This is a genomic window from Litoreibacter sp., from assembly GCF_058136045.1.
Map to the genome: position 1 here is coordinate 682,190 of NZ_JBYVDD010000003.1, position 22,344 is coordinate 704,533.

Here is a 22,344-nt window from a genome sequence, read left to right on the forward strand (position 1 = left end):
TTTTTGCCTTGAAACAGTTGCAAGTCGTATTGGTTGCTTTGGCCTTCTCGCTGCTCACCCTGCCCGCTTTTGCGATCGGGCTGATCCGCGACGCCGAGATTGAACAAGCCCTGAAACAACTGGCCAAACCAGTGCTGCAATCCGCCGGGTTTGGTGCTGGACGCATCCGCATTTTGGTGATCAATGACCGCTCGCTGAATGCATTTGTGGTCGATGCCAACCACATCTTTATCCACTCCGGCCTTATTATGAAACTCAAGCGTCCCGAGGCGTTGCAGGCGGTGATTGCCCATGAGCTGGCCCATATCGCCAATGGCCACCTGACGCGCCGCGCCACCAATGCGCGTGTGGCGGGGCGTGTGACGGCCATCGGCATGGCGCTTGCGGCGGCCGCGGCAGTTGCAGGCAATGGCGAGGCCGCAATTGGCCTTGCCGCAGGCACCGCCAGTTCTGCCGCGCGGCGCTTCTTTGCCCACACCCGCGCCGAGGAGGCCTCGGCGGATCAATCCGCCATGCGCTACATGGCGCGCGCAGGGCTCGACCCCGAGGCGATGACCGATATTTTGCAAATTTTTCGCGGCCAAGAGGCCCTGCGTCCCGGCCGCCAAGACCCCTACGCACTGACCCACCCGATGAGCCAGGACCGCCTGCGCGCGGTGAAGGGCTATGTCGCGGGCTTCAAAGGCCGGACCAAGCCGACCACGGCGCAATCTACCTATTGGTACGGGCGCATGTCGGCGAAACTATCGGGTTTTTTGCGCAACCCGCGCTATGTTTTACGCCGCCCCGAGAGCAAGGGAAAGGGCGAGATTGCCACCCTGCGCCGCGCCATCGCCTACCATAAAACCCCCAACCTGAAGAAAGCGCGCGTCGAGATGAACGCACTGCTAAAAATGCGCCCGCGTGATCCGTATTACCATGAATTAAAGGGGCAAATCCTGCTGGAGGGGCGTCAGTTCAATGGGGCCGTGGCGTCCTATAAGCAAGCCTTGGCGCTGGCCCCTCGCGAGCCCTTGATCGAGGCGGGGCTAGGCCGCGCGTTGCTGGCGCAAGGCTCAAAGGGGGCGATCAAACAAGCGCTGACCCTGCTGATCCGCGCCCGCTCTCGTGACCCCGGTGACCCGCAAATTCTGCGCAATCTGGCGCTCGCCCATGCCAAGAACGGCCAGAACGCCATGGCCTCGGTCGCCACGGCGGAACGCTACGCCGTACTGGGCCGCTTTAAGGATGCCGCACTCCACGCCAAACGCGCCTCGGGCGCCCTGCCGCGCGGTTCGTCCGGCTGGCTGCGCGCGCAAGATGTTTTGGCCGCAGCACAAGCCGCGCCGAAAAAGAAGAAACGCCGCTAATAGGCTGAACCTGAGCGCGCCATATCATGGCATGGATTCGGAGCGCCATTCGTTGGCGCCCCGAGCGTTTACTTGGATGCAGAGCAGGTTTGACCGCTCACGAAACAGGCAAAGGCCTTATGGTAGGGCTGCCCGATAATATCCTTACCCAGATGGGGAATGACCTCCTTCGAAATGGCCGTACTAACGGTGCTTGCGCCCATCTTCTCATCAACCGCAGCGACATGTGTCAGGATATCGCGCAGCTCCTTCAGCGCTTCGGGCGCGACTTTATGCGCCTTCTTACCGGTGTTGGTCCACATGTCATGCGGCCAGTATTTGGCAAGCGCTGCCCCCGTCCTCTCGGTGAGCTTTGCATCATTTTTGAAAATTTCAGCGACGCGAAGGGCATTTTCAGTCAAAACTGAATATAGTTTTTTACCGCGCTTGGTCGAGACAAGCTGGTCTTGAGTTTCCGCGAAGCTATTCAAAACGTGGGCGTTTACAGCTTTTGGAACGTTTGCACTGCTCATAGCCTGATAAGCAAAACAATTCGGCAACCCACCACACTGACAGTTGCAGGCCGCGCAACAACCTGAATCACTGAGCCCTCCGCTACAGCAGCTCATACAGTAAAAATCGCCATCACCACCAGAGCCTGGGCCTGGGCCATCTGGCGTCTCGGTTTCTGGAATATCCCAGTTAATTTGTGCTTGTACGTCAGAAATGGTAAAGGAAAATATGATAACGATTGCCGATATAAAAAAACGAAGCATTGGTTAACTCCTAATATATATTTTAAAAATAGATCGCTTATAAAAATTCACTGCGATCAAGTTAAACATACACAAAATGCCGATTTCCTCAATAAAAATACCATCCATCACTTCCGGAGGCGCAAAAAGCAGCACTCACACGCATCACAAATTGATGCATGGGGCAGACCTCAAAGAAGGTTTTTCCCTTGTCATTCGCCCGATTTCTTCACTCTAAATTGGGGCTTTCGCGCGCAGTCAAAAACAAAAAAGGCCGGGGGATTAGCCCGGCCTTTGTCGTTTATTCAAGAGGGTTTAGCGCCCTAAAGACCACCAACCTTTGCGTTTGGGCTTAGCGGCTTCCTCTGTGGTCGGGGCTGCGGCGTCCGCCTCGGCCTCGACTGGCTTTTTGGAGACCCGCGTGCGTGTCTTCTTGGGTTTTGCCGCAACGGGTGCTTCCTCAGTCACCGCTTCGACAACTGGCGCAGGCTCAACAACCTCAACAGCGGCTACTTTTGCAGGTTTAGCCTTCGTCGTTTTAGCCTTCTCTGGCTTGGCGTCAGCAGATTTTGCCGTTGCCGTTTTGGCCCGCGAAGCCCGCTTGCGAGGTGCCTTCTTAGGTTTTTCTTCAGCCACAACTTCAACTTCGGGAGCCTCTGTTGACGCGACCTCAACGACCGGAGCCTCTTCGAGCTTTTTCTTGGACCGCGAGCGGGTTCGTGTAGGCTTCTTCTTCGGAGCCTCATCAGAAACCACCTCGGGAGCGGCTTCAACGGCAGGCTCAGAAGCCGCAACTTCTGTCGGGGCTGCCTCGGTTGCCACGGCATCCACGCCAGCCTCTTCCGTTTTCGCCTTTGAGCGGGAGCGGCTGCGCGAGCGGGACCGTGATTTCGGCTTTTCGCCCTCTTCTGGTGCCACCTCTACCGATGGCGCTGCGTCTGTTGCAGGCTCAACGGCATCGGCGGATGCATTTTCGCCAGTACCCTCACCTTCGCCAGACACCCCATCTTCGGAGCGCTGCGCGGACGAGCGGGAGCGGCCACGGCCACCGCGCCGACGCCGGCGCTTTTTCTTCTTTGGGTTGCCGTTCTCATCAAGCTCGGGAGCTTCCACCTCCGTAGTCCTGACCTCAACCGCCTCAGTTTCGGCTTCTTCTACGGCTTCTTCCACATCCTCGATCTCGTCGATGTCGGACATGTCGATGCTATCCATCGAAACCACGTTCGCAGCCACAGGTTTAAGCACCCGCGTGGCAGTTTTGAACTTCTCAATGGTGTAGTCGGGGCTGACCAAATGCGCGTCGGCCTCTAGGCGCACGGACATGTTATAGCGGGTCTCGATCTGACCCAGATGCTCGCGCTTTTCGTTCATCAGATAGTTGATGACCGGGATTGGCGCTTTGAGCAGAACTTCCTTGGAGCGCTTGCGCGTGCCTTCTTCTTCCAACTGGCGCAAAATGGTCAGCGCAAGACTATCATCGGAGCGGATCAGGCCGGTGCCATGGCACGACGGACAAGGCTGCGTGCTGGCTTCCAACATGCCGGGACGCAGGCGTTGGCGCGACATCTCAAGCAGACCGAACCCCGAAATACGACCCACTTGAATGCGGGCGCGATCGGTTTTCAGCCGGTCTTTCAGCAGTTTTTCTACGGCGGTGTTATTGCGGCGCTCGTCCATGTCGATGAAGTCGATCACGATTAAGCCAGCAAGGTCACGCAGGCGCATCTGACGCGCCACTTCGGCGGCGGCTTCAAGGTTGGTTTTCAGCGCTGTTTGCTCGATCGAGCCTTCCTTAGTGGCGCGTCCAGAGTTCACATCCACGGCGACCAGCGCCTCTGTGGTGTCAATCACGATGTAGCCGCCCGAGGGCAGTTGCACGGTCGGGTTGAACATGCCGGACAGGTAGGATTCCACTTGGAAACGTGCGAACAGTGGCATCGGATCAACGTAGCGTTTCACGTTTTTGGCGTGGGACGGCATGATCATTTTCATGAAGTCCTTGGCCACGCGGTAACCCGCTTCGCCCTCGATAAACACCTCGTCGATGTCTTTGTTATAGAGGTCGCGGATCGAGCGTTTGATCAGATCGCCTTCCTCGTAAATCTGCGCCGGAGCAATAGATTTCAGGGTCAGTTCGCGGACCTGTTCCCACTGACGTTGCAGGTATTCGTAGTCGCGTTTGATCTCGGATTTAGTACGCTGAGCACCAGCGGTACGCACGATAAGGCCCGCCCCTGATGGCACGTCGATCTCATTGGCGATTTCTTTTAGCTTCTTGCGGTCGACAGCGTTGGTGATCTTGCGCGAAATGCCACCACCGCGTGCGGTGTTAGGCATCAAAACACAATAGCGGCCAGCCAGCGACAGATAGGTGGTCAGGGCCGCGCCTTTGTTGCCGCGCTCTTCTTTGACAACCTGCACCAGCAAAACTTGGCGAACTTTGATAACTTCTTGGATTTTGTAGCGTTTGGGACGGGGCTTGCGAGGTTGGCGGATTTCTTCCGTCACGTCCTCTTGAGCCACACTCTCGATGTTCTCGTCTTTCTCAGAGGCAGAGGCTTCTTCCTCGCCGTCCTCGTCACTTTCAGGTGTCTCAACCGCGTCGTTTTCACTGCCAGAGTCGACCTCTAGATCGACGACATCCATCCCCGAAATTGCCGGAGCTTTTTCCGCCTCTACGGCAGGTTCCTGCGGCGTGGCTTCAACCGCATCCACGGCCTCTGCTGTCGGCTCGGATGCATCGGTAACAGCCTCAGTCATGTCGGTGGCGGGCACGTCTACCGCATCGTCAGTCACGGGGTCTTTAACCTCTTCTGTGACCACGGCATCGTCGGTTTTGGCTTTTTGCGCGCGAGAACGCGAGCGGGAGCGAGAACGCGATTTCTTCTTCGGCTGCTCGTCCTCTTCAGCCTGCTGGCGCGCGTACTCGAGTTCTTCCTCAATCAGCGCTTGGCGGTCCGCCACGGGAATTTGGTAGTAGTCCGGGTGGACTTCTGAATAGGCGAGGAAGCCATGGCGGTTGCCGCCATAGTCCACAAAAGCCGCCTGAAGCGACGGCTCTACCCGCGTAACTTTTGCCAGATAAATATTGCCAGCTAGCTGGCGTTTGTTCTCAGATTCAAAGTCGAATTCCTCAACCTTGTTTCCGTTAGCAACCACAACACGCGTTTCTTCAGCGTGGGTGGCGTCGATAAGCATTTTCTTAGCCATGTTTTCCAATTGCATCTGGCCAACGCAACCACTGCCCCGGGGGGCGCGGATGAGTTGGCGGGATGACTTGTTCGGGCGAAGCTGAGCGCAGACCGGCGCACGAAACCATGCAGCGCGGGGGAGCCCACGCTACGTTTTTCTATGCTGTTCCTGTCGCGTCTCATCGCGTTCTTGTCTCCGACTTGGCCCCTTTTATTAAGGGTGCAAGCCTTACGAATGGTGCCACGGCGCATATTGCGCGCCAGCAGCGATGGCCCCAAGGGGCCGTCTATCCTGCGATGCTCAAACCTTGTGTTTTGTCATACGGGTTTAAACTACAGCGAAACTCTAACCGTTCCAACGCGCCTCAGTGGGGCACCGGACCGTATTCAACACATAGTATTGTTTACACAGCGATTACAATGAGCAATCGCCGTTTGCTGTGGATAACTTTTACGCGCGCCCTGCCCTGCCCCTAAAGGGCGCGCCCAAATTTAGCTAAATCAGCGATAATTTCGTCTACGCCGGGCATTTGCTTGGTTGCGCTAACCCTGCCCCAAAATGGGTATTGTGGAACTTCGGCTTGGATGTTGAAGCGTCGGAAAAGTACCTCTGCGGTAGCGATATCAAGCACGCCGCTTTCAGGGATACGCACCAAAAAGTGAATACCCTTCATGTTGTCGGGCCAATGCGGCAAACGGTAATCAGGCGTTGCTGCGACCTGCGCCAGCCGCCATGTCGGCGCCGAAATGAAGGCATATTGAAACGGAAACGGCTTAGAGCGATCCGCATCCTTGATCAAAGGCCAAAGGTCATGCGACGCCAAAACCTCGCTGGCGGACCATCCCAAGGAGCCAGCCAGATCGAACGTCTGAACCGACGTCACAAACGCGACCTCAGACAGGCAATCCTGCCGGCAGGTCAACCCCGCCTCATTACCCGGCTGCAAGTGTAAAAGCGCGCCCGGCTCCAACGCCCGCGTCGCGGAGTGCACCTCGTCTGGGGCAAAGGCGGCGATGTCTTTCTCCAGCTGCTTTCTCTCGAATGCCACGGGTATGCACGACACCCCAATAGCAATCGCGAGAGAGATGACCCAGCCAAACGGCACCTGAGACAGCACAAAAAACCGCAAGGCAGCCGCGAGGGCAAGCGTCATGGCAATCGGGACCAAGTAATACGCCACGTTCATCGCGGCATAGAAAAACCCCATCTTAACCCCCTTCGTGATCAGACATAATCGGCCCGTTGCAGCCCGTATTTCGCCATCTTCTCGTTCAAGGTCCGGCGCGGCAAACACAGCTCCTCCATAACGCTGGCGATCGAGCCTTTGTGGCGGCGCATCGTGTTGTCGATCAGCATCCGCTCGAATGCTTCCACGTATTCTTTCAACGGCTTACCCTCGGTAGTGACCACGGGTCCTAACTCATCGTTATCGGCCATCAGCAACGAGGCAATCGAGCCGGACCCCCGACGGTTTTGCAGCACCGCGCGCTCGGCGATGTTAATCAGTTGGCGCACGTTGCCCGGCCATGGGGCTTGCAACAATTGCGCGGCCTCTTGGGCGGAAACCTCTGGCGCGGATGTGCCGTATTCCTCGCCGAACTGCTCGCCGAAGCGGTTGAACAGTGTCAAGATATCTTCGCCACGCTGGCGCAGCGGCGGGATGGTGATGCGCATGGCCGCAAGGCGATAAAACAGGTCAGCACGGATCAGATCCTCGCAGGTTTTGCCCTGCTCCTGAGTGTTGCAAATCGCAATGATACGCGTCTCGGCCGGGGTGCCTTGCTCGTTGATTACTTGCAGCAGACGCGCCTGCAAACTCTCGGGCAGCGCCTCGATATCTTCCAGCACCAATGTGCCGCCGCGCGCTTGCTCGACCAGCGGCAACTCTTCGCCCTCATCCACCGGATCAAACAGCTTTTTGGCCAAGGAGGCCTCGTCAAAGGCGGCGCAACTCAGCGTCACAAACTTCTTACCCGCGCGCGGGCCAACGGCATGCAGCGCATGGGCGGTCAGGGTCTTACCAGTGCCGGTTTCGCCGTCGATCAGCACATGGCCATCCGCCTGCCCCAGATCAAGAATATCCTCGCGCAAGCGGTCCATCACCGGCGACGAGCCAATCAGTTTGCGCATCAAGGCAGCCCCATCTGACAACTCGCGGCGCAGGGCACGGTTATCCAGCGTCAGGCGGCGCGAAATGGTGGCACGCTTGGCCAATTGCGTCATGCGGTCGGGGTTGAACGGCTTCTCTAGAAAATCAAACGCGCCGACCCGCATCGCCTCCACGGCCATCGGTACATCCCCATGGCCCGTGATCATAATCACCGGCAGCGCGCTGTCTTGGCTCATCAGGCGTTTGAGAAATTGCATCCCATCCATGCCGGGCATTTTGATGTCGCTCACGACAATACCCGGATAATCATTTCCGATATTTTTCAAGGCATCTTCCGCACTGGAAAATGTCTCGGTATCGTAGCCCGACAGGGCAAGCCATTGGGAAATCGACTGGCGCATATCCTGCTCGTCGTCGACAATCGCTATCTTTAATGCATTGGCCATGTTGTGGCTCCTTTTCCTTAAATGCGCCTATTCGGCGGCCTCAATATTTTTGTCTAAATCACGATCCGATGGCAAAGGCTGCGGAGGCGCGGTCTTGATCGCCATATGCCCAAGCAATGGCAATTGCACCTCGAAGACCGCGCCACCAGCATGGCCATTTCGCGCGGTCAAACGCCCGCCCAGATCGGTGACAATACTTGACGAGATGGCAAGGCCCAGCCCCACCCCCTCGCCCGGTTGTTTCGTTGTATAGAACGGCTCGAACAGGTCGTTAAGATTGCTCAGCCCTTCGCCGTTATCGCGCACGCTTAGGACCGCCGTCTCGCCGGTGTTCAACAAGATTTCAACCTGCGGGCGCGCCATCCCTTTGGTGGCATCCAGCGCGTTGCGAAACAGATTGATGATGACCTGCTCCACACGGATACGGTCCCCCAGAACCACCACAGGCTCGTCCGGCAAGGTAGATATCACCCGGATCGAGCTACGCTTTAGTTGCGGCTCCATCATCGACAAGGCGCCGCGCACCGCATCGCGCAGATCAACAGGCTCCAGATCGTCGCTGCCTTTTCTAGCATAAGATTTAAGCTGGCGGGTGATTGCCCCCATCCGATCAATCAGGTCATCAATGCGCTGAAACGAGGCCTGTGCCTCATCTGGACGGCGCCGTTGCAACAACAACTTAGCCCCTGCAAGGTAGGTTTTCATCGCCGCCAACGGCTGGTTTAATTCATGGCTCACAGCGGCGGACATCTCGCCCAAGGCAGCCAGTTTTTGAGATTGAGCCAACGATTGCTCGGCCACTTCAAGGTTTTTCTGTACCTTTTGACGCTCGGCAATTGCGCGCCCCAAACGCAGGTTCAACGCCCGCAACTCTTCGCTCTCGCGCCGGAAAAACCCGGCCTGAGATTGCGCGCGGCGCGACAAGACATAAAACGTCACCGCCAGCAGGATCGCAAAGGCCATGATCTCGATGGCCAGCACACCGTTCACCCGCTCGCGCACGCTGGCATAGGTCGAAAACGAAGTGATCCGCCAGCCGCGAAACGCAACGCGACCGGTCATTTCCATCACCGCTTCGCCACGAAAGTATGAATCCGGCTGCTCAAGGTCGAAAAAGCCCCCCGTCGCCTCGAAAGCACGCGTCAAGGCGCTATCCGGGGTGCGATTCTCCAAGGCCTCCTCGATGCCAAGCCCACGCCAGCGCGGGTCAGTGGCAATCACAGTTTTGCCCTCCGAATTTGTCACCAGAACCGCCTCGGATGGCGAGCGCCAGCGGGTCTCGAATTGACGTAAATCCACGTCCACAACAATCACCCCGAGGCCCTGCTTCTCGGATTCAATTCGGCGGGCATAGGTGAAAATAAAGGCCCCACTTTCCAACTGCGTTGCGTTAAACACTGTCTCATTTGTGCGTAAAGCATCCACAAAATAAGGGGAATTTCGAAAGATCGCGCCCAACTCGTTGCGGTCAGCCGAGGCCACCACCACCCCGTCATGGTCAAACAATCGCAGACCTGCCGCGCCGATTTCTTCCGAGAATGAAATGAGCCGCCGCGAGGTGGCCGAGAAATCGTTTGAGCTCAGCGCCGCAATCATCACCGGGTCACGCGACAGCAACAACGGCACGACGCGGTTGCGTTGCAGCTCCGAGGTGATGGCGTTGGAATACAGCGCCAGCCGGATCTCGCCCCGGTTGCGCGTCGTCTCGGTGAAACGGTCAGTCAGCCATAGGTTGGAGACCCAAATGATCCCCACCGCCACCACGATCAACCCAAAGACCACACCGCGCACCCGCCACGTCGCCTTGCGCGAGGGGTGGCGTTTAGAGGGCTCCACCGTTGCGATATCGGTACTGCCGCTGGGAGGCGTTGTTTTCATGGCGCTAGACTATTGGAGTGGCCCGCCACTCTCAAGCATAGCTATCGGCGGAATTATGCCAGCACCAAAGCCTGCGCCAAGGATTTGAATATTCCCTGCCCCTGCGTGCCGCCATGCGCTGGTTCACACGCCCGCTCGGGGTGGGGCATCATCCCCAAAACACGGCGGTTTTCACTTAAAATCCCCGCAATACCGCCAGCAGACCCATTCGGATTGCCAACATAAGAGACGGCTACTCGATCCTCGTCACGCAACCGTGCGACCAAATCAGTGTCGGCGGAAAAACTCCCATCATGGTGCGCAATCGGGACGGTAATCTCGTCACCTTTGGTATAGGCGTTGGTAAACGGGCTATCCGCGCTCTCGACCTTTAAGCGCTGGTCGCGGCACACAAACTTCAACCCGGCATTGCGCATCAGCGCGCCGGGCAGCAGGCCCGTTTCGCACAAAACCTGAAAGCCGTTGCAAATGCCCAGCACATGGCCGCCCTTATGGGCAAAATCGACCACTGCGCGGCAAATCGGCGACTGTGCCGCAATCGCCCCGCAGCGCAGATAATCCCCGAACGAGAACCCGCCGGGGATGCCAATAATATCAAGCCCGCTCGGCAGGTCAGTGTCCTTATGCCAGACCATTGAGACCTCAAACCCCGCAAGGCGGAACCCTTCGGCCAAGTCGCGGTCGCAGTTAGAACCGGGGAAGACGATGACGGCAGCTTTCATGGCAAAACAGTCCTTTAGCTTAGAAAATCGGTGATAACAGCCACACCCGGAGGGGTCGGCCCGTTGAAGGCTGCAAGCTCCTGCGAGGTGCCTGACAGGCCAATTTCGCGGGCAATCAGCGGCGACATATCAATGCGTCCGCTGGTGATCAGCGCCAGAAGGCTCGGGTATTTCCACGGCGGCATGCCGCGCGTGCCATAGAGCGCCAGATTGCCCTGATAGACGGCACTCATGTTGATCTCCATCGTGGCGGTGTGCCCCACGGGCATGCCCACTTGAACGTGCCGGCCAAGCGGGCGCAGGCACTCAATCGAGGCGTTGGTGGTAATCGGCAAGCCAAGGGCTTCGACCGAAACATGCGCGCCCCCGCCAGTGATTTCCTTGATCTGCGCGGCCACATCCCCGCCTGTGGCATTCACCGCAGCTTCTGCGCCTAAACCTTTGGCGTGGATTAGTTTTTCCTCAACGATGTCAACAACGACCACGCGTGCGCCCATCGCAATGCCCAGCAACAAGGCCGACAATCCGACGCCGCCCGTGCCATGCACCGCCAGCCATTCGCCCGGTTGCAACGCCGCCCGTCCGGTCAGCGCATGCCACGCAGTGGTGACGCGGCAGCCAAGGCCCGCGGCCACTGTTGGCGATAGGGTTTGCGGCAGATATGTCAGGTTATGGTCAAACGGCACCGCCACATATTCCGCAAAAGCGCCCGGTTCTAAGAAGCCCGGCAAACGCTGGTTCGGGCAGGTGTTTTGGTCGCCTGTTTGGCATGATGGGCAGGTGCCACAGGCCAAAATAAACGGCGCGATCAGCTTGTCACCAAGCTTATGCGTGGCCAAAGGCCCTGCCTCCACCACTTCGCCGCAATACTCATGCCCGCCAATCTGGCCGGGTTTCACGCGTGGGTGTTCGCCCGTCCAGCCATGCCAGTCCGAGCGGCACACGCCACAGGCCATAACCTTAAGCACAACGCCATCTTTCGGGCAGTCCGGCTCCGCCACATCCTCAAGGGACAGCGGCGCATTATATTCGCGAAGAACGGCGGCGCGCATCACGACAACTCGATCGAGTAGCTCTCAATCACCGTGTTGGCGAGCAGCTTTTCACACATGTCTTTGACCGTCGCCTCAGAGGTGCCCTCCGCCAAATCCAACTCGATCACCTTGCCTTGGCGCACGCCTTCTACGCCCTCAAACCCCAATGTCCCAAGGGCATGGGCAATCGCCGCGCCTTGTGGATCTAGCACCCCGTTCTTAAGCATAACATGGATACGTGCTTTCATGGTCTTAGCTCCCTCAGCTTTTTAGGACGGCGCATTCCCAGCCGTCATAATCCCACCCAATAGCCGCAAATTCAATGCGCAGGGTGTCCGTTAGTTGGTCAAATTCAGCATCCGCCGGAGCAGCCTCATGCTCCCCCATAACGCCGCCACGAAATTGTGTGTCAGAAGCGCCCAAACCCGCGTCGCTGAACAGGTCCACCGCCGCGTGCATGCCAGTCGAGCTTGCATCATGCGGATAGGCAAAATGGCGCACATGGCGCTCCTGCGTGCCGTCGTCGCCTTGCTCCATGATCTGCGCAATGACCAGCTTGTTGGCCGCAGGGCTGCCCAGCTGCAACGGCTTTTTAAACCGCCCCAAAAAGGATTTGAGCAGGCGTAGAATCACAGCAACGGCTCCTTAGTTGATCAACGTGGGCTTGCCCATCTGCGGGGCGTTGTTTGGCAACACGCCAAGGCGGCGCGCAACTTCCGTGTAGGCATCAGCCAAATTGCCAAGGTCGCGGCGAAACACGTCTTTGTCGAGCTTCTCACCGGTTTCCATATCCCACAGGCGGCAGCTATCGGGGCTAATCTCATCGGCCACGATCAAGCGCTGGAAGTCGCCATCATATTGGCGACCGATCTCGATTTTAAAGTCGATCAGCTTGATGTTGACCCCGTACATAACCCCCGACATGAAGTCATTCACCCGCAGCGCCAGCGCCACGATATCGTCAAGGTCTTGCTGCGAGGCCCAGCCAAGCGCAATAATATATTCCTCTGGCACCAAAGGGTCACCCAAAGCATCATCCTTATAGGAAAACTCGACGATGGGGCGCGGCAGCGCGGTGCCCTCCTCCATGCCCAACCGCTTGGCCATGGATCCGGCAGCATAGTTGCGCACAATCACTTCCAGCGGGATGATTTCAACCGCGCGGATCAACTGCTCGCGCATATTGAGGCGTTTGATGAAATGCGTCGGCACACCGATTTGCTCAAGTCCGGTCATAAAGAACTCGCTCAGGCGATTGTTCAGGACACCTTTGCCTTCAATAATGCCGTGCTTCTCGGCGTTATTCGCGGTCGCATCATCTTTAAAGTACTGGATCAAGGTTCCCGGCTCGGGGCCCTCAAAAAGGGTCTTTGCCTTGCCATCATATATCTTTTTGCCGCGTGCCATGAGCATCTCCTGTGGCGCGGCGTCCCGCGCGGGGCCGGGACTCACGCCCCTCTTAGGCCGTGCCTATACGCCACCACGACGAGCCAGACAAGCGATGGCGCACATTGCTCAAGCATTACTCGAACATTGCAAACCCATAAGTTAAGCGCGGCAGATTATCCCGCATGGGCCAGCACCTCTTGCGTCGGGTCTCTGGCATGGGCATATCAGGGGCAACATACATCCATAGGAGCCTTCCATGTCCACTTTTGATGATCGCGAAAACGCTTTTGAATCCAAATTCGCCCATGACGCCGAGATGCAGTTCAAGGCCGAAGCCCGCCGCAACAAATTGCTGGGCCTTTGGGTTGCTGAGCTGCTTGGCAAATCTGACGATGAGGCCAGTGAATACGCGAAAGAGGTTATTCGCTCTGATTTTGAAGAAGCCGGTGATGAAGATGTTTACCGCAAAGTCGCAGGCGACTTGGGCAGCAAAGCCACTGAGGACGCTATTCGCGCCAAAATGGCCGAGTTCATGGCAATCGCCAAAGAGCAATTGATGAACGAGGTTTAAGCCTCTGAACTAGCTATAAATTTTGCGGTTGCCGGTGAAACATTCGGCGGCCGGTACAAATAAAAATACGGGTAGGTCAGAAAATATTTCTGTCGTATTTTATCTGTTAAATGTTTCGTGAAACCCATCCCTTAGACCCACCCTATGCAAGCTTATGCACGGGGTATTTAGGTGTCGAACGAAACTCGTATAAAGATCAGCCGCGGACGGATTCTGCGCCAATTGGGGTTGGTGGTGGCCTCTGTGATTGCGGTGGTGCTTTTGCATGACCAAATCGTGGATATTAACCCCGACGCCATTCTCGCTTTGTTTCAAGAATTCCCTGTTAGCATCTGGCTCGCCGCAGGAATTCTGACGGCTTTAAGCCTTGCCGCCGTCGGTGGGTATGACATTTTAGCCGCCCGATATTTACAAATTGAAATGCCAGATAAGTATGCATTTTCAGTAGGTTGGCGCTCCACTGCTATTGCGCAAACCTTGGGGTTTGGCCTATTCACCGGATCTTTAGTGCGCTGGAAACTGCTGGCGCATTTGCCTGATGTTACCCTCTGGCGCGCCACGCAAATGACCAGCTTGGTCACCGCCTGCTTTTTTGGCGGATGGGCCATCGTTGCCAGTTTTGCCGCGGTTTTAACTCCGGGGTTCTCGGATCAAGTCTGGTGGCTTGGGATGTTGGGCTTATGGCTCGCCTTTAGTCTTGCCGCCATGTCGCTACAATCCAGAGAATACCTTCCATTTCAACTCCCTCCCATACGGCTTATGACTCGCGCCACGGCATTGGCCGCCATCGACACGGCAGCGGCATGTGGAGTAATATATGCTTTTACTCCAGAGGGTTACATTTCTTTCTCACTGTTATACCCGGCATTCTTAATCGCCTATTGTGCAGGGATGGCATCTGGTGTTCCCGGTGGCGTCGGACCATTCGAGGTGTGCCTTTTGGCGATCTTGACCCCTGCGGATTCCACCCCTCTTTTGGCCGCTCTCTTGGCGTATCGGGCGGCATATTTCCTTGCTCCAGCCGTCGTTGCAGGTATCAGCCTCCTTGCCTCATCACGCAGGCCCGCACCTGCCAGCCGCACGACCCGCTCTGCCTTAGGCCTCCACATGCCACCAGAATCATGCCTTCTGGTCCAAGGTCAGTTATCCGTGATTGACACTCCGACTGGGGCCGCTCAGGCGTTGGGCAGAAAAACATCCAACACCGAGCTACATCTGCGCGACCCGTTCGGCGGGCCTGTTGCCCCCTTTCTGGCAAATCGTTTGCGAACCGCAAAGCGCGACTTTCGAGGTCTCCTTGTGTATAAATGCGGACAACAAGCGGCCCAGATCGGGGCCACTATCGGATTGAAACCCCATCAAATTGCAAGCGAAGCGGTTCTCGATGTCGAGAGCTTCACCCTGCAAACACCGAAGCGGTCTCAGTTGCGCAGAAAACTACGGGCCTGCACAAAAAAAGATGTGCAGGTTCGCACTGGCGCGGCCTCTCTCGTGCACATGCAAAATCTTGATAAAGTATGGCAGCACAAAAACGGTATTGCGCGCGGCTTTTCCATGGGCGTTTTCAGCCCCTCTTTGATCGCAAAGCAGGCTGTTTTCACGGCTTACAAACATAACACGCCTGTTGCATTCGTGACGTTTCACACCTCCGCTGACAAATGGGTTCTCGATATTATTCGCAGCGGGTCCGAGTGTCCGGACGGCACAATCCACGCGCTTATTTGCGCTGCTATTGAGGACGCGCGCTCTTGCAATGTTGCGCAAGTCTCTTTGTGCTCCGTTCCCCTTTACTTAGCTGATAATCCTGAATCCCAGTCGAAAACTTGGGTCGAGACTGTGATCAACTTCGCCTATAAACAGCAAAAAGGGGCCCATGGCCTCCAGCGGTTTAAGTCAAGTTTCGCCCCGGACTGGGAGCCACAGTTTATAGCGGCAGACAGCCTTGCGACCTTACTCATCGGCTCGGTAGAGCTTTACGGGTTAATCTATCGGCCCCCAGCATACACAAACAACACCTCTGAGCTTCATGATCATTATGATGATTATGAGTTTGCGTCACCGGCATTGGCGTGTGAAGAGGCGCGGTAATGGATTCTGTTTCGAGTTAGGCTTAAAAATGACCGCCAGCAATGCCCTCAGCCGCCTTTTAAACGACCGCGATTGGCTGCTTGCCGACGGGGCCACTGGGACGCAATTGTTTAATATGGGCCTCAGTTCCGGCGATGCGCCCGAATTGTGGAATGTCGATCATCCCGATCGCATTGCGCGTCTCTACCGCGATGCAGTGGAGGCCGGCTCCGATCTGTTCCTGACCAATTCTTTTGGCGGCAATGCCTCGCGTCTTAAACTGCATGACGCACAGGACCGCGTTTTCGAGCTTAACCGCTTGGCTGCCGAAATCGGGCGCGAGGTCGCAGATGCGGCCGGTCGTCCTATTATTGTGGCTGGCTCAATGGGGCCAACCGGCGACATCATGGTACCGATGGGCACCCTCACCCATGAGCTGGCCGTCGAGATGTTTCACGAGCAGGCCGAGGGCCTGAAAGCGGGTGGCGCAGATGTTTTATGGTCCGAGACCATATCCGCCCCCGAGGAGCTGAAAGCCGCCTCCGAGGCCGCCAAACTGGCGGATATGCCATGGTGCGCCACCATGAGTTTCGACACTGCTGGCCGCACGATGATGGGTCTGACGTCGACGGCTCTGTCTGCTTTGGCCGATCACCTGCCACTGACACCTGTGGCCTTTGGCGCCAATTGCGGCGTCGGCTCATCCGATTTGCTGCGCACGGTTTTGGGCTTTGACGGCACCAAATTACCGATTATCGCAAAAGGGAACGCGGGCATCCCAAAGTATCACGACGGGCATATCCACTATGACGGCACGCCCGAATTGATGGCGAACTATGCCTGCATGGCCCGTGACGCAGGCGCCACCATTATCGGCGGATGCTGTGGCACGACACCAGAGCACCTTCGTTCCATGCGCGAAGCTTTGGAGACGCGCCCGCGCAGCAAGCGCCCGACTTTGGCTATGATCGAAGAACAGATGGGCGGGTTCTCCTCTCCGAGCGATGGCACCGACGGCGGCGGCCCCGCCCCTCGCATTACGCGGCGACGCGCCCGCACATAAGGTCAGCGTCCGTCACAGTAACAAACTTAGCTGATCGCCTAGCCGCGCCGGTGGCGTAAATAAATCTACCCGCAACCGAGGCAAATCCTGGGTAAGCCCCAACCGCTTACACGCATTGTCAAACCTCCTTTCCAGAAGGTCCGCATGAACACCAGTTCCGCGCATACGTTGGCCAAATTCCGGGTCATAGTCCCGCCCGCCATGCATTTGGCGCACGCGGGCCATGACTTTTGCCGCCTGTCCGGGGACTTCCCGCTCCAGCCAGTTCTGGAACAATTCCGACACCTCTCGCGGCAGACGCAGGCTGACGAAATTCGCCGCTGTCGCCCCCGCATCTCGCGCGGCCAACAAGATCGCGTCCATCTCGTGATCGGTCAGGCCCGGGATCATTGGCGCCACGCTAACCCGCACGGGCACCCCGGCACGCGCCAGCGCCTCGATGGTTTTCAGCCGCCTTGCGGGCGCGGGCACGCGCGGCTCCATCTGGCGCGACAGCTTCGCATCAAGCGTGGTGACCGAAATCGAGGTGGAAACCAAGCCATCTGCCGCCATTTCCGCCAGAATATCAATGTCCCGTTCAATCAGGTTTCCCTTAGTTGTTATCGCGACAGGGTGCTGAAACCGCTGCAACACTTGCAGCACCTCCCGCATAATTCGCCGCGCCTTTTCAATCGGTTGATAGGCATCCGTGTTGGTGCCAATAGCCAAGACCTGCGCCTTATAGCTCTTGCGGCGCAGCTCTCGCTCCAAGGCTTGCGCCGCATTTGGACGCGCAATCAGGCGGGTTTCAAAATCAAGCCCGGGCGACAGGCCCAAAAAGGCATGGCTCGGGCGGGCATAGCAATAGATGCACCCATGCTCGCAGCCCCGATACGGGTTGAGCGAGCGGTCAAACGGCAAATCGGGCGAGGTATTTCGGCTAATGACCTGCCCCACCTGCTCGTCCGAAACCTCGGTGCGGCGCAGCGCAATCTCTTCCTCGCAATCGCTCCAACCATCATCAACGGCCTCGCGCGACAGTACCTCGAAACGACCAACCTCGTTTTGAGCCGTTCCGCGCCCCTTTGCCCGGCCATTCAACCGGTCCGATCCACTTGGTGCTGCATCCGGTTCCCTCATTGCGCCATGGTGGAACATAGAGAGAACATTTGCAACAGTAAGTCGGTGGCAGATAACACGGTGTCGCAAATTGTCGCGCTCGGGGATGCTGCGCATCGCATGAATTTACTATTACAAAACCACGACGCTTTGGCGCGTGCACAGGAGGCCTGACCTATGTCTGACCAAGAAGACGACATCATTCTATCGGAACTGAACGATGAAGAGCTTGTCGCGCAGATGTTTGACGACCTTTATGACGGCCTCAAAGAAGAGATCGAGGAAAGCGTCAACATCCTGCTCGAACGCAAATGGACGCCTTATGACATCCTGACCAAAGCGCTGGTCGGCGGCATGACAATCGTTGGCCATGACTTCCGCGACGGAATTTTATTCGTACCCGAGGTACTTTTGGCCGCGGGGGCGATGAAAGGCGGCATGTTCATCCTGAAGCCTTTGCTGGCGGAAACCGGCGCTCCGCGCGTTGGCAAGATAGTTATCGGCACGGTAAAGGGCGACATTCACGACATCGGTAAAAACCTTGTCGGCATGATGATGGAAGGTGCTGGTTTCGAGGTCGTGGACCTTGGCATCAACAATTCCGTCGAGGCTTATTTCGCGGCCATGGAGAGCGAGGAGCCAGACATTCTTGGCATGTCCGCCCTGCTGACCACGACCATGCCCTACATGAAAGTCGTGATCGACACGATGATCGAGAAAGGCATTCGCGACGATTATACCGTTTTGGTCGGGGGCGCGCCGTTGAACGAAGAATTCGGCAAGGCCATTGGTGCCGATGCCTATTGCCGCGACGCCGCTGTGGCCGTTGAGACTGCGAAAGAGTTTATGGAGCGCAAGCACAACCAACTTGCCGCCGGCTAACATCTTGCCAAGATCGTGATACCTAACGGGCCTCTCAAGGCCCGTTTTTTATGGAGACCGCTTGACCTGCCTTCCCTGCCCGCGCACCCTTTGGGCGACTGCAAAGGATTGATCACTATGACACAGCTTCGCCTGCATATCGCCAAAGGCACCATCGCGCTGGCCTCGCATATTGCGATGCTGGAAACGGGTCTGGATTTCGAGCCGGTATTTGTTGACTTTAAGGCCGGGGCGCAAACCAAGCCCGACTACCTCGCGCTCAACCCCAAGGGGCGTGTTCCTGCGCTGGAGACTGCACATGGCATACTGACCGAAACTTCGGCCATTTTGCACTATATATCTGCCCTTTCACCGGATACCGGCCTGTCGCCAACCACGGATTGGGACAAGGCCAAAGTGGAAGAAATGCACCTCTACCTCGCCTCGACCGTTCATGTGAACCACGCCCATAAGCTGCGCGGAACGCGGTGGGCCGATGATGCCGCCAGCCATGGGGCCATGCGCGCCAAAGTGGCCGAGAACATGACGCAGAGCACCGCCCTGATCGAGCAAACCTACCTCAAAGGCCCCTTTGTGCTTGGCGCGGCCTATAGCACCGCCGACATATACCTCTACACCATCGCGCGCTGGCTTGCGGGGGATGGGGTCGATCTGGCCGCATTTCCCAAACTTCGGGCGCATATGGCGTTGATGGAGGCCCGCCCGGCGGTGCAATCCGCCTTGGCACTCCATACATAGCACCTAAAGGAGGACCAATCATGCCGTTTACTCGCCTCGCCCTGATCTTGTGCTACGTTATGGTGGCCGCCGGGCTGACCGTGTTCATAGCTTCGCAACTGCACCCTCAAGCACAGGGCGCGGGCCAGTCTGCGCAGACTATCCCTGCCCTTATGCCTTTGGTGATGCTGGCAGGGCTGTTGATCCGCGCCTTGCACAAAAGGCTTGGGCGTGACGATACCTAGCGACATAACCTTGCGTGATGAGGGGCTTGCTCCGGCAGGCCCTGCGCGCGTTTTGCTGCTGGCATGTGGGGCCTTGGCGCGCGAGATCATCGCGCTCATAAAGGCCAATGGATGGGATCACATGACCCTCGCCTGCCTGCCTGCCATCTACCATAACACACCCGAAAAAATCACCCCCGCCCTGCGTGAAGCCGTGGCCAAATACCGCGATAGCTACGACCAAATCCTGATCATATATGCCGATTGCGGCACCGGGGGGCTGCTACAAGTGGCTTGCGACGAGATGGGGGTGGAGATGATCCAAGGCCCGCATTGCTACAGCTTTTTCGAGGGCAATGATGTGTTCGCCGCGCGCGACGAGTTCACGGCATTCTATCTCACGGATTTTCTGGTGCGCCAGTTCGATGCCTTCGTAACCAAACCCCTAGGGCTGGACCGCCACCCCGAGCTTCGCGACATGTACTTCGGCAATTATGAGAAACTGGTCTATCAGGCACAAACCCGCGACGACGCACTGGAGGCGAAGGCCAAGGACTGCGCCAAGGCGCTTGGGCTGGCCTATGAATACCGCTTTACTGGCTATGGCGATCTGGAAAAAACCATCGCAACGAAAGCCTAAACGGCGGCTGCGGCCACTTGGCGCAAGCGCTCGACCATCGCACGAACCCCGTTGGAGCGCTGTGCCGACAGGTGTTCATTCAACCCCAAACGGCCCAATTCGGCCACGGCGTCCACCTTGCCGATCTCGGCCACAGGCAGGCCCGAATACAAGCCCTTCAGCACCGCAATCAGCCCGCGCACAATCATCGCGTCACTTTCACCGTCAAATGTCAGTACGCCATCCTCGATCTTGGGATGCAACCACACCTGACTGGCACAGCCATCCACCTTGGTGGCGGGCACTTTCAGCGCACCGTCGAGCGGGGCCATCCCCTTGCCCATGTCGATCACATGGCGGTAGCGGTCCTCCCAATCATCGAGAAATTCAAAGGTCTCTACGATGTCTTCAAACGCCTCTTGCGCCATGGTTTGAGCCCTTTCAACATGCCTCATGCTGCAAATAACCTGCAGGTGATTGCGCGTCCAGTGCAGGCCGGACTTTTCAAGCCGTCGATCATGCGTTACTCCATTGGGAAACAAGGCGCAGGCAGGGACCATAGCAATGAAACGCAGTATTTTGGCAACTTTGGCAATTTGCCTGACCGTGGGTGCATGCGGAACCATCCGCGATTCGCGCATTAACCCCTTTAATTGGTTCGGGCGTGACCGCTCCGAGCAAACCGTTGTCACGGAAGAAGCCTTCTTGCGCGACCCTCGCCCCTTTGTGGCCGAGGTGGTGTCGCTGCGGATTGACCCAACGCCCGAGGGTGCCATCATCCGCGTCGTGGGCCTGCCACAAATTCAGGGCTATTGGGGGGCAGAACTGCTTGAGGTCGATAAAGACGATCTCAGCACGCTAACCTACGAGTTCCGCGTGACCCCGCCGCAATATAAGACCCGCCAAAGCACCAAGCGCTCGCGCGAGATCGTTGTGGCGCGCGCGATTTCCACCAGTCGTTTGGACAAAGTGCGCGTGGTCACGGTCATCGGCCAAGGCAATCGCCGGGCCGTTCGCCGCTAAAGCTCTATAATCTTTACGGAAGTTCCGCTGCACGACAGGGCCAATTCGCCGTCGCACAACCGCAATGCATCGCGGCCAAAGACCTCTGCACGCCAGCCGCTCAAGGCCAGACCATCGCGCTGACCCAAAGCAATATCATCCAGATCAGAGGCCGTCGCGATCAGTTTTTGGGCGATCCCGACCTCTTCAGCTTTGGCTTTCAGCATCACCCGCAACAAATCCGCGAGCGCCGAATTCATCGCCGAGCGGTCACGCGCGGCAGGCACTTTCGGCATATTATCGGGTGGGCAGGCGACCCCTTTGGCAATCGCCGCCAAAATACCTTCCGCAATCGCGCCTTTACGCGCCTCGCGCAGCAGCAGTCGCGATTTACCCAAATCACCCTCGTGTTTCGGCTTGGTCGAGGCCAACTCCAGCAACGCATCATCTTTAAAAACGCGGTTGCGTGGCACATTGCGTGTTTTCGCATGGATTTCGCGGAATTTGGCCAGTTCACGCACAATTGCCAAGAACTTCGGCGCGTTAGAGCGGACTTTCACCCGTTTCCACGCTTTGTCAGGATCAACCACATAGGTTTCCGGCGCGCGCAGCACGGCCATTTCTTCCTCGACCCATGGCTTGCGGTTGGTCCGCTCCAGCCGCTTGGCGAGGTATTCATAAATATCGCGCAAATGGGTCACATCGGCCAGCGCATACATCCGTTGCGCGTCGCTGAGCGGGCGGCGTGACCAATCAGTAAAGCGTGAAGATTTATCCACGCTCGACTTGGCAATTTTGCGCACCAACGTCTCATAGCCGACCTGTTCGCCAAAATCACACACCATGGCGGCGACTTGCGTATCGAACAGCGGCACGGGGATCACCCCGCCCTCAACGTAGAAAATTTCCAGATCTTGGCGTGCGGCATGGAACACCTTCACCACGCTCTCGTCGCGAAACAGATCATAGAGCGGTTCCAGCGACATATCCGCACCGGCAATCGGGTCCACAAGCACCGCATCATTGCGGTCGTCACCGGGTACGGCAAGCTGGATCAAACACAGTTTGGCGTAATAGGTGCGCTCACGCAGGAACTCCGTATCTACAGTAACATAGGGAAATCCCTTGGCGCGGTCGCAGTAGGCGGCCAGTTCCTCGGTGGTGGTGATGGTAATGATGTTGGCTGGCATAAGGCTCTTCGGGTAATCGGTTGATGTTGCTGTTCTTTGTAGACCGCCCCCGTGGCC

The 22,344-nt window shown here is 57.3% G+C and carries 22 protein-coding genes; 9 read left to right on the forward strand and 13 right to left on the reverse strand.

Annotated elements, in window-relative coordinates:
- Positions 1-8 precede the first annotated feature (8 nt).
- The gene (locus AC3Y7R_RS04675; protein ID WP_490040838.1) at positions 9-1,349 is read left to right on the forward strand and encodes a M48 family metalloprotease; all 1,341 of its coding nucleotides are present in this window, start codon (positions 9-11) and stop codon (positions 1,347-1,349) included.
- A gap of 68 nt (positions 1,350-1,417) precedes the next feature.
- Here the strand turns inward: AC3Y7R_RS04675 and AC3Y7R_RS04680 are convergent, their stop codons facing one another.
- The 10 genes from AC3Y7R_RS04680 to purC all read right to left on the reverse strand — a co-directional run bounded on the left by AC3Y7R_RS04680 (position 1,418) and on the right by purC (position 12,872).
- Positions 1,418-2,104, reverse strand: a complete 687-nt coding sequence (locus AC3Y7R_RS04680) for a hypothetical protein (protein WP_490040839.1) — start codon at positions 2,102-2,104, stop codon at positions 1,418-1,420.
- 294 nt (positions 2,105-2,398) lie between these two features.
- A complete protein-coding gene (locus tag AC3Y7R_RS04685; RefSeq protein WP_490040840.1) occupies positions 2,399-5,293 on the reverse strand; it encodes an Rne/Rng family ribonuclease in 2,895 nt (964 codons plus the stop codon).
- Positions 5,294-5,747: 454 nt separating this feature from the next.
- Positions 5,748-6,482 carry a hypothetical protein gene (locus AC3Y7R_RS04690; RefSeq protein WP_490040841.1) on the reverse strand — a complete coding sequence of 245 codons (735 nt, stop codon included), beginning with the start codon at positions 6,480-6,482 and terminating at the stop codon, positions 5,748-5,750.
- Between the two features lie 17 nt (positions 6,483-6,499).
- On the reverse strand, positions 6,500-7,831 hold the full coding sequence (locus tag AC3Y7R_RS04695) for a sigma-54-dependent transcriptional regulator (protein WP_490040842.1): 1,332 nt from the start codon (positions 7,829-7,831) through the stop codon (positions 6,500-6,502).
- A gap of 27 nt (positions 7,832-7,858) precedes the next feature.
- Positions 7,859-9,709: a sensor histidine kinase gene (locus AC3Y7R_RS04700; protein WP_490040843.1), complete on the reverse strand. Its 1,851-nt coding sequence runs from the start codon at positions 9,707-9,709 to the stop codon at positions 7,859-7,861.
- A 53-nt stretch (positions 9,710-9,762) separates the two neighbouring features.
- Positions 9,763-10,431 (reverse strand): phosphoribosylformylglycinamidine synthase subunit PurQ, encoded by a 669-nt coding sequence (gene purQ, locus AC3Y7R_RS04705; protein ID WP_490040844.1) that lies wholly within the window; start codon positions 10,429-10,431, stop codon positions 9,763-9,765.
- Positions 10,432-10,445: 14 nt separating this feature from the next.
- The gene (locus AC3Y7R_RS04710; RefSeq protein ID WP_490040845.1) at positions 10,446-11,483 is read right to left on the reverse strand and encodes a zinc-dependent alcohol dehydrogenase family protein; all 1,038 of its coding nucleotides are present in this window, start codon (positions 11,481-11,483) and stop codon (positions 10,446-10,448) included.
- Positions 11,483-11,713, reverse strand: coding sequence for a phosphoribosylformylglycinamidine synthase subunit PurS (gene purS, locus AC3Y7R_RS04715; protein ID WP_490040846.1), 231 nt, complete (start codon positions 11,711-11,713; stop codon positions 11,483-11,485). Before purS ends, AC3Y7R_RS04710 begins: the two co-directional genes overlap by 1 nt.
- 13 nt (positions 11,714-11,726) lie before the next feature.
- The gene (locus AC3Y7R_RS04720; RefSeq protein ID WP_490040847.1) at positions 11,727-12,098 is read right to left on the reverse strand and encodes a ribonuclease E inhibitor RraB; all 372 of its coding nucleotides are present in this window, start codon (positions 12,096-12,098) and stop codon (positions 11,727-11,729) included.
- Between the two features lie 12 nt (positions 12,099-12,110).
- Positions 12,111-12,872 carry a phosphoribosylaminoimidazolesuccinocarboxamide synthase gene (purC, locus tag AC3Y7R_RS04725; protein WP_490040848.1) on the reverse strand — a complete coding sequence of 254 codons (762 nt, stop codon included), beginning with the start codon at positions 12,870-12,872 and terminating at the stop codon, positions 12,111-12,113.
- A gap of 238 nt (positions 12,873-13,110) precedes the next feature.
- Here purC and AC3Y7R_RS04730 point away from each other — a divergent pair, with 238 nt between their 5' ends.
- The 3 genes from AC3Y7R_RS04730 (at position 13,111) to bmt (ending at position 16,555) form a co-directional block, all read left to right on the forward strand.
- The gene (locus tag AC3Y7R_RS04730) at positions 13,111-13,425 is read left to right on the forward strand and encodes a DUF1476 domain-containing protein (protein ID WP_490040849.1); all 315 of its coding nucleotides are present in this window, start codon (positions 13,111-13,113) and stop codon (positions 13,423-13,425) included.
- Between the two features lie 171 nt (positions 13,426-13,596).
- Positions 13,597-15,513 carry a phosphatidylglycerol lysyltransferase domain-containing protein gene (locus AC3Y7R_RS04735; RefSeq protein ID WP_490040850.1) on the forward strand — a complete coding sequence of 639 codons (1,917 nt, stop codon included), beginning with the start codon at positions 13,597-13,599 and terminating at the stop codon, positions 15,511-15,513.
- A 28-nt stretch (positions 15,514-15,541) separates the two neighbouring features.
- Positions 15,542-16,555 (forward strand): betaine--homocysteine S-methyltransferase, encoded by a 1,014-nt coding sequence (gene bmt / locus AC3Y7R_RS04740; RefSeq protein ID WP_490040851.1) that lies wholly within the window; start codon positions 15,542-15,544, stop codon positions 16,553-16,555.
- A 12-nt stretch (positions 16,556-16,567) separates the two neighbouring features.
- Here bmt and AC3Y7R_RS04745 read toward each other — a convergent pair whose 3' ends face one another.
- Positions 16,568-17,674, reverse strand: coding sequence for a PA0069 family radical SAM protein (locus tag AC3Y7R_RS04745; protein WP_490040852.1), 1,107 nt, complete (start codon positions 17,672-17,674; stop codon positions 16,568-16,570).
- 156 nt (positions 17,675-17,830) lie between these two features.
- Here AC3Y7R_RS04745 and AC3Y7R_RS04750 point away from each other — a divergent pair, with 156 nt between their 5' ends.
- The 4 genes from AC3Y7R_RS04750 to AC3Y7R_RS04765 all read left to right on the forward strand — a co-directional run bounded on the left by AC3Y7R_RS04750 (position 17,831) and on the right by AC3Y7R_RS04765 (position 20,116).
- Entirely contained in the window at positions 17,831-18,535 is a 705-nt protein-coding gene (locus AC3Y7R_RS04750; protein WP_490040853.1) for a corrinoid protein, read from the forward strand.
- Between the two features lie 117 nt (positions 18,536-18,652).
- Positions 18,653-19,273, forward strand: a complete 621-nt coding sequence (locus AC3Y7R_RS04755; RefSeq protein ID WP_490040854.1) for a glutathione S-transferase family protein — start codon at positions 18,653-18,655, stop codon at positions 19,271-19,273.
- 20 nt (positions 19,274-19,293) lie between these two features.
- The gene (locus AC3Y7R_RS04760; RefSeq protein ID WP_490040855.1) at positions 19,294-19,497 is read left to right on the forward strand and encodes a hypothetical protein; all 204 of its coding nucleotides are present in this window, start codon (positions 19,294-19,296) and stop codon (positions 19,495-19,497) included.
- Complete coding sequence (locus tag AC3Y7R_RS04765) at positions 19,490-20,116, forward strand: DUF1638 domain-containing protein (RefSeq protein WP_490040982.1); 627 nt, start codon at positions 19,490-19,492, stop codon at positions 20,114-20,116. Before AC3Y7R_RS04760 ends, AC3Y7R_RS04765 begins: the two co-directional genes overlap by 8 nt.
- On the opposite strand, the gene AC3Y7R_RS04770 is transcribed toward AC3Y7R_RS04765, so the two are convergent.
- Positions 20,113-20,523, reverse strand: coding sequence for a SufE family protein (locus AC3Y7R_RS04770; RefSeq protein WP_490040856.1), 411 nt, complete (start codon positions 20,521-20,523; stop codon positions 20,113-20,115). The genes AC3Y7R_RS04765 and AC3Y7R_RS04770 overlap by 4 nt on opposite strands.
- 136 nt (positions 20,524-20,659) lie before the next feature.
- Here AC3Y7R_RS04770 and AC3Y7R_RS04775 point away from each other — a divergent pair, with 136 nt between their 5' ends.
- A complete protein-coding gene (locus AC3Y7R_RS04775) occupies positions 20,660-21,118 on the forward strand; it encodes a hypothetical protein (protein ID WP_490040857.1) in 459 nt (152 codons plus the stop codon).
- On the opposite strand, the gene rnd is transcribed toward AC3Y7R_RS04775, so the two are convergent.
- Positions 21,115-22,275: a ribonuclease D gene (gene rnd, locus AC3Y7R_RS04780; protein ID WP_490040983.1), complete on the reverse strand. Its 1,161-nt coding sequence runs from the start codon at positions 22,273-22,275 to the stop codon at positions 21,115-21,117. The genes AC3Y7R_RS04775 and rnd overlap by 4 nt on opposite strands.
- Positions 22,276-22,344: the final 69 nt, after the last annotated feature.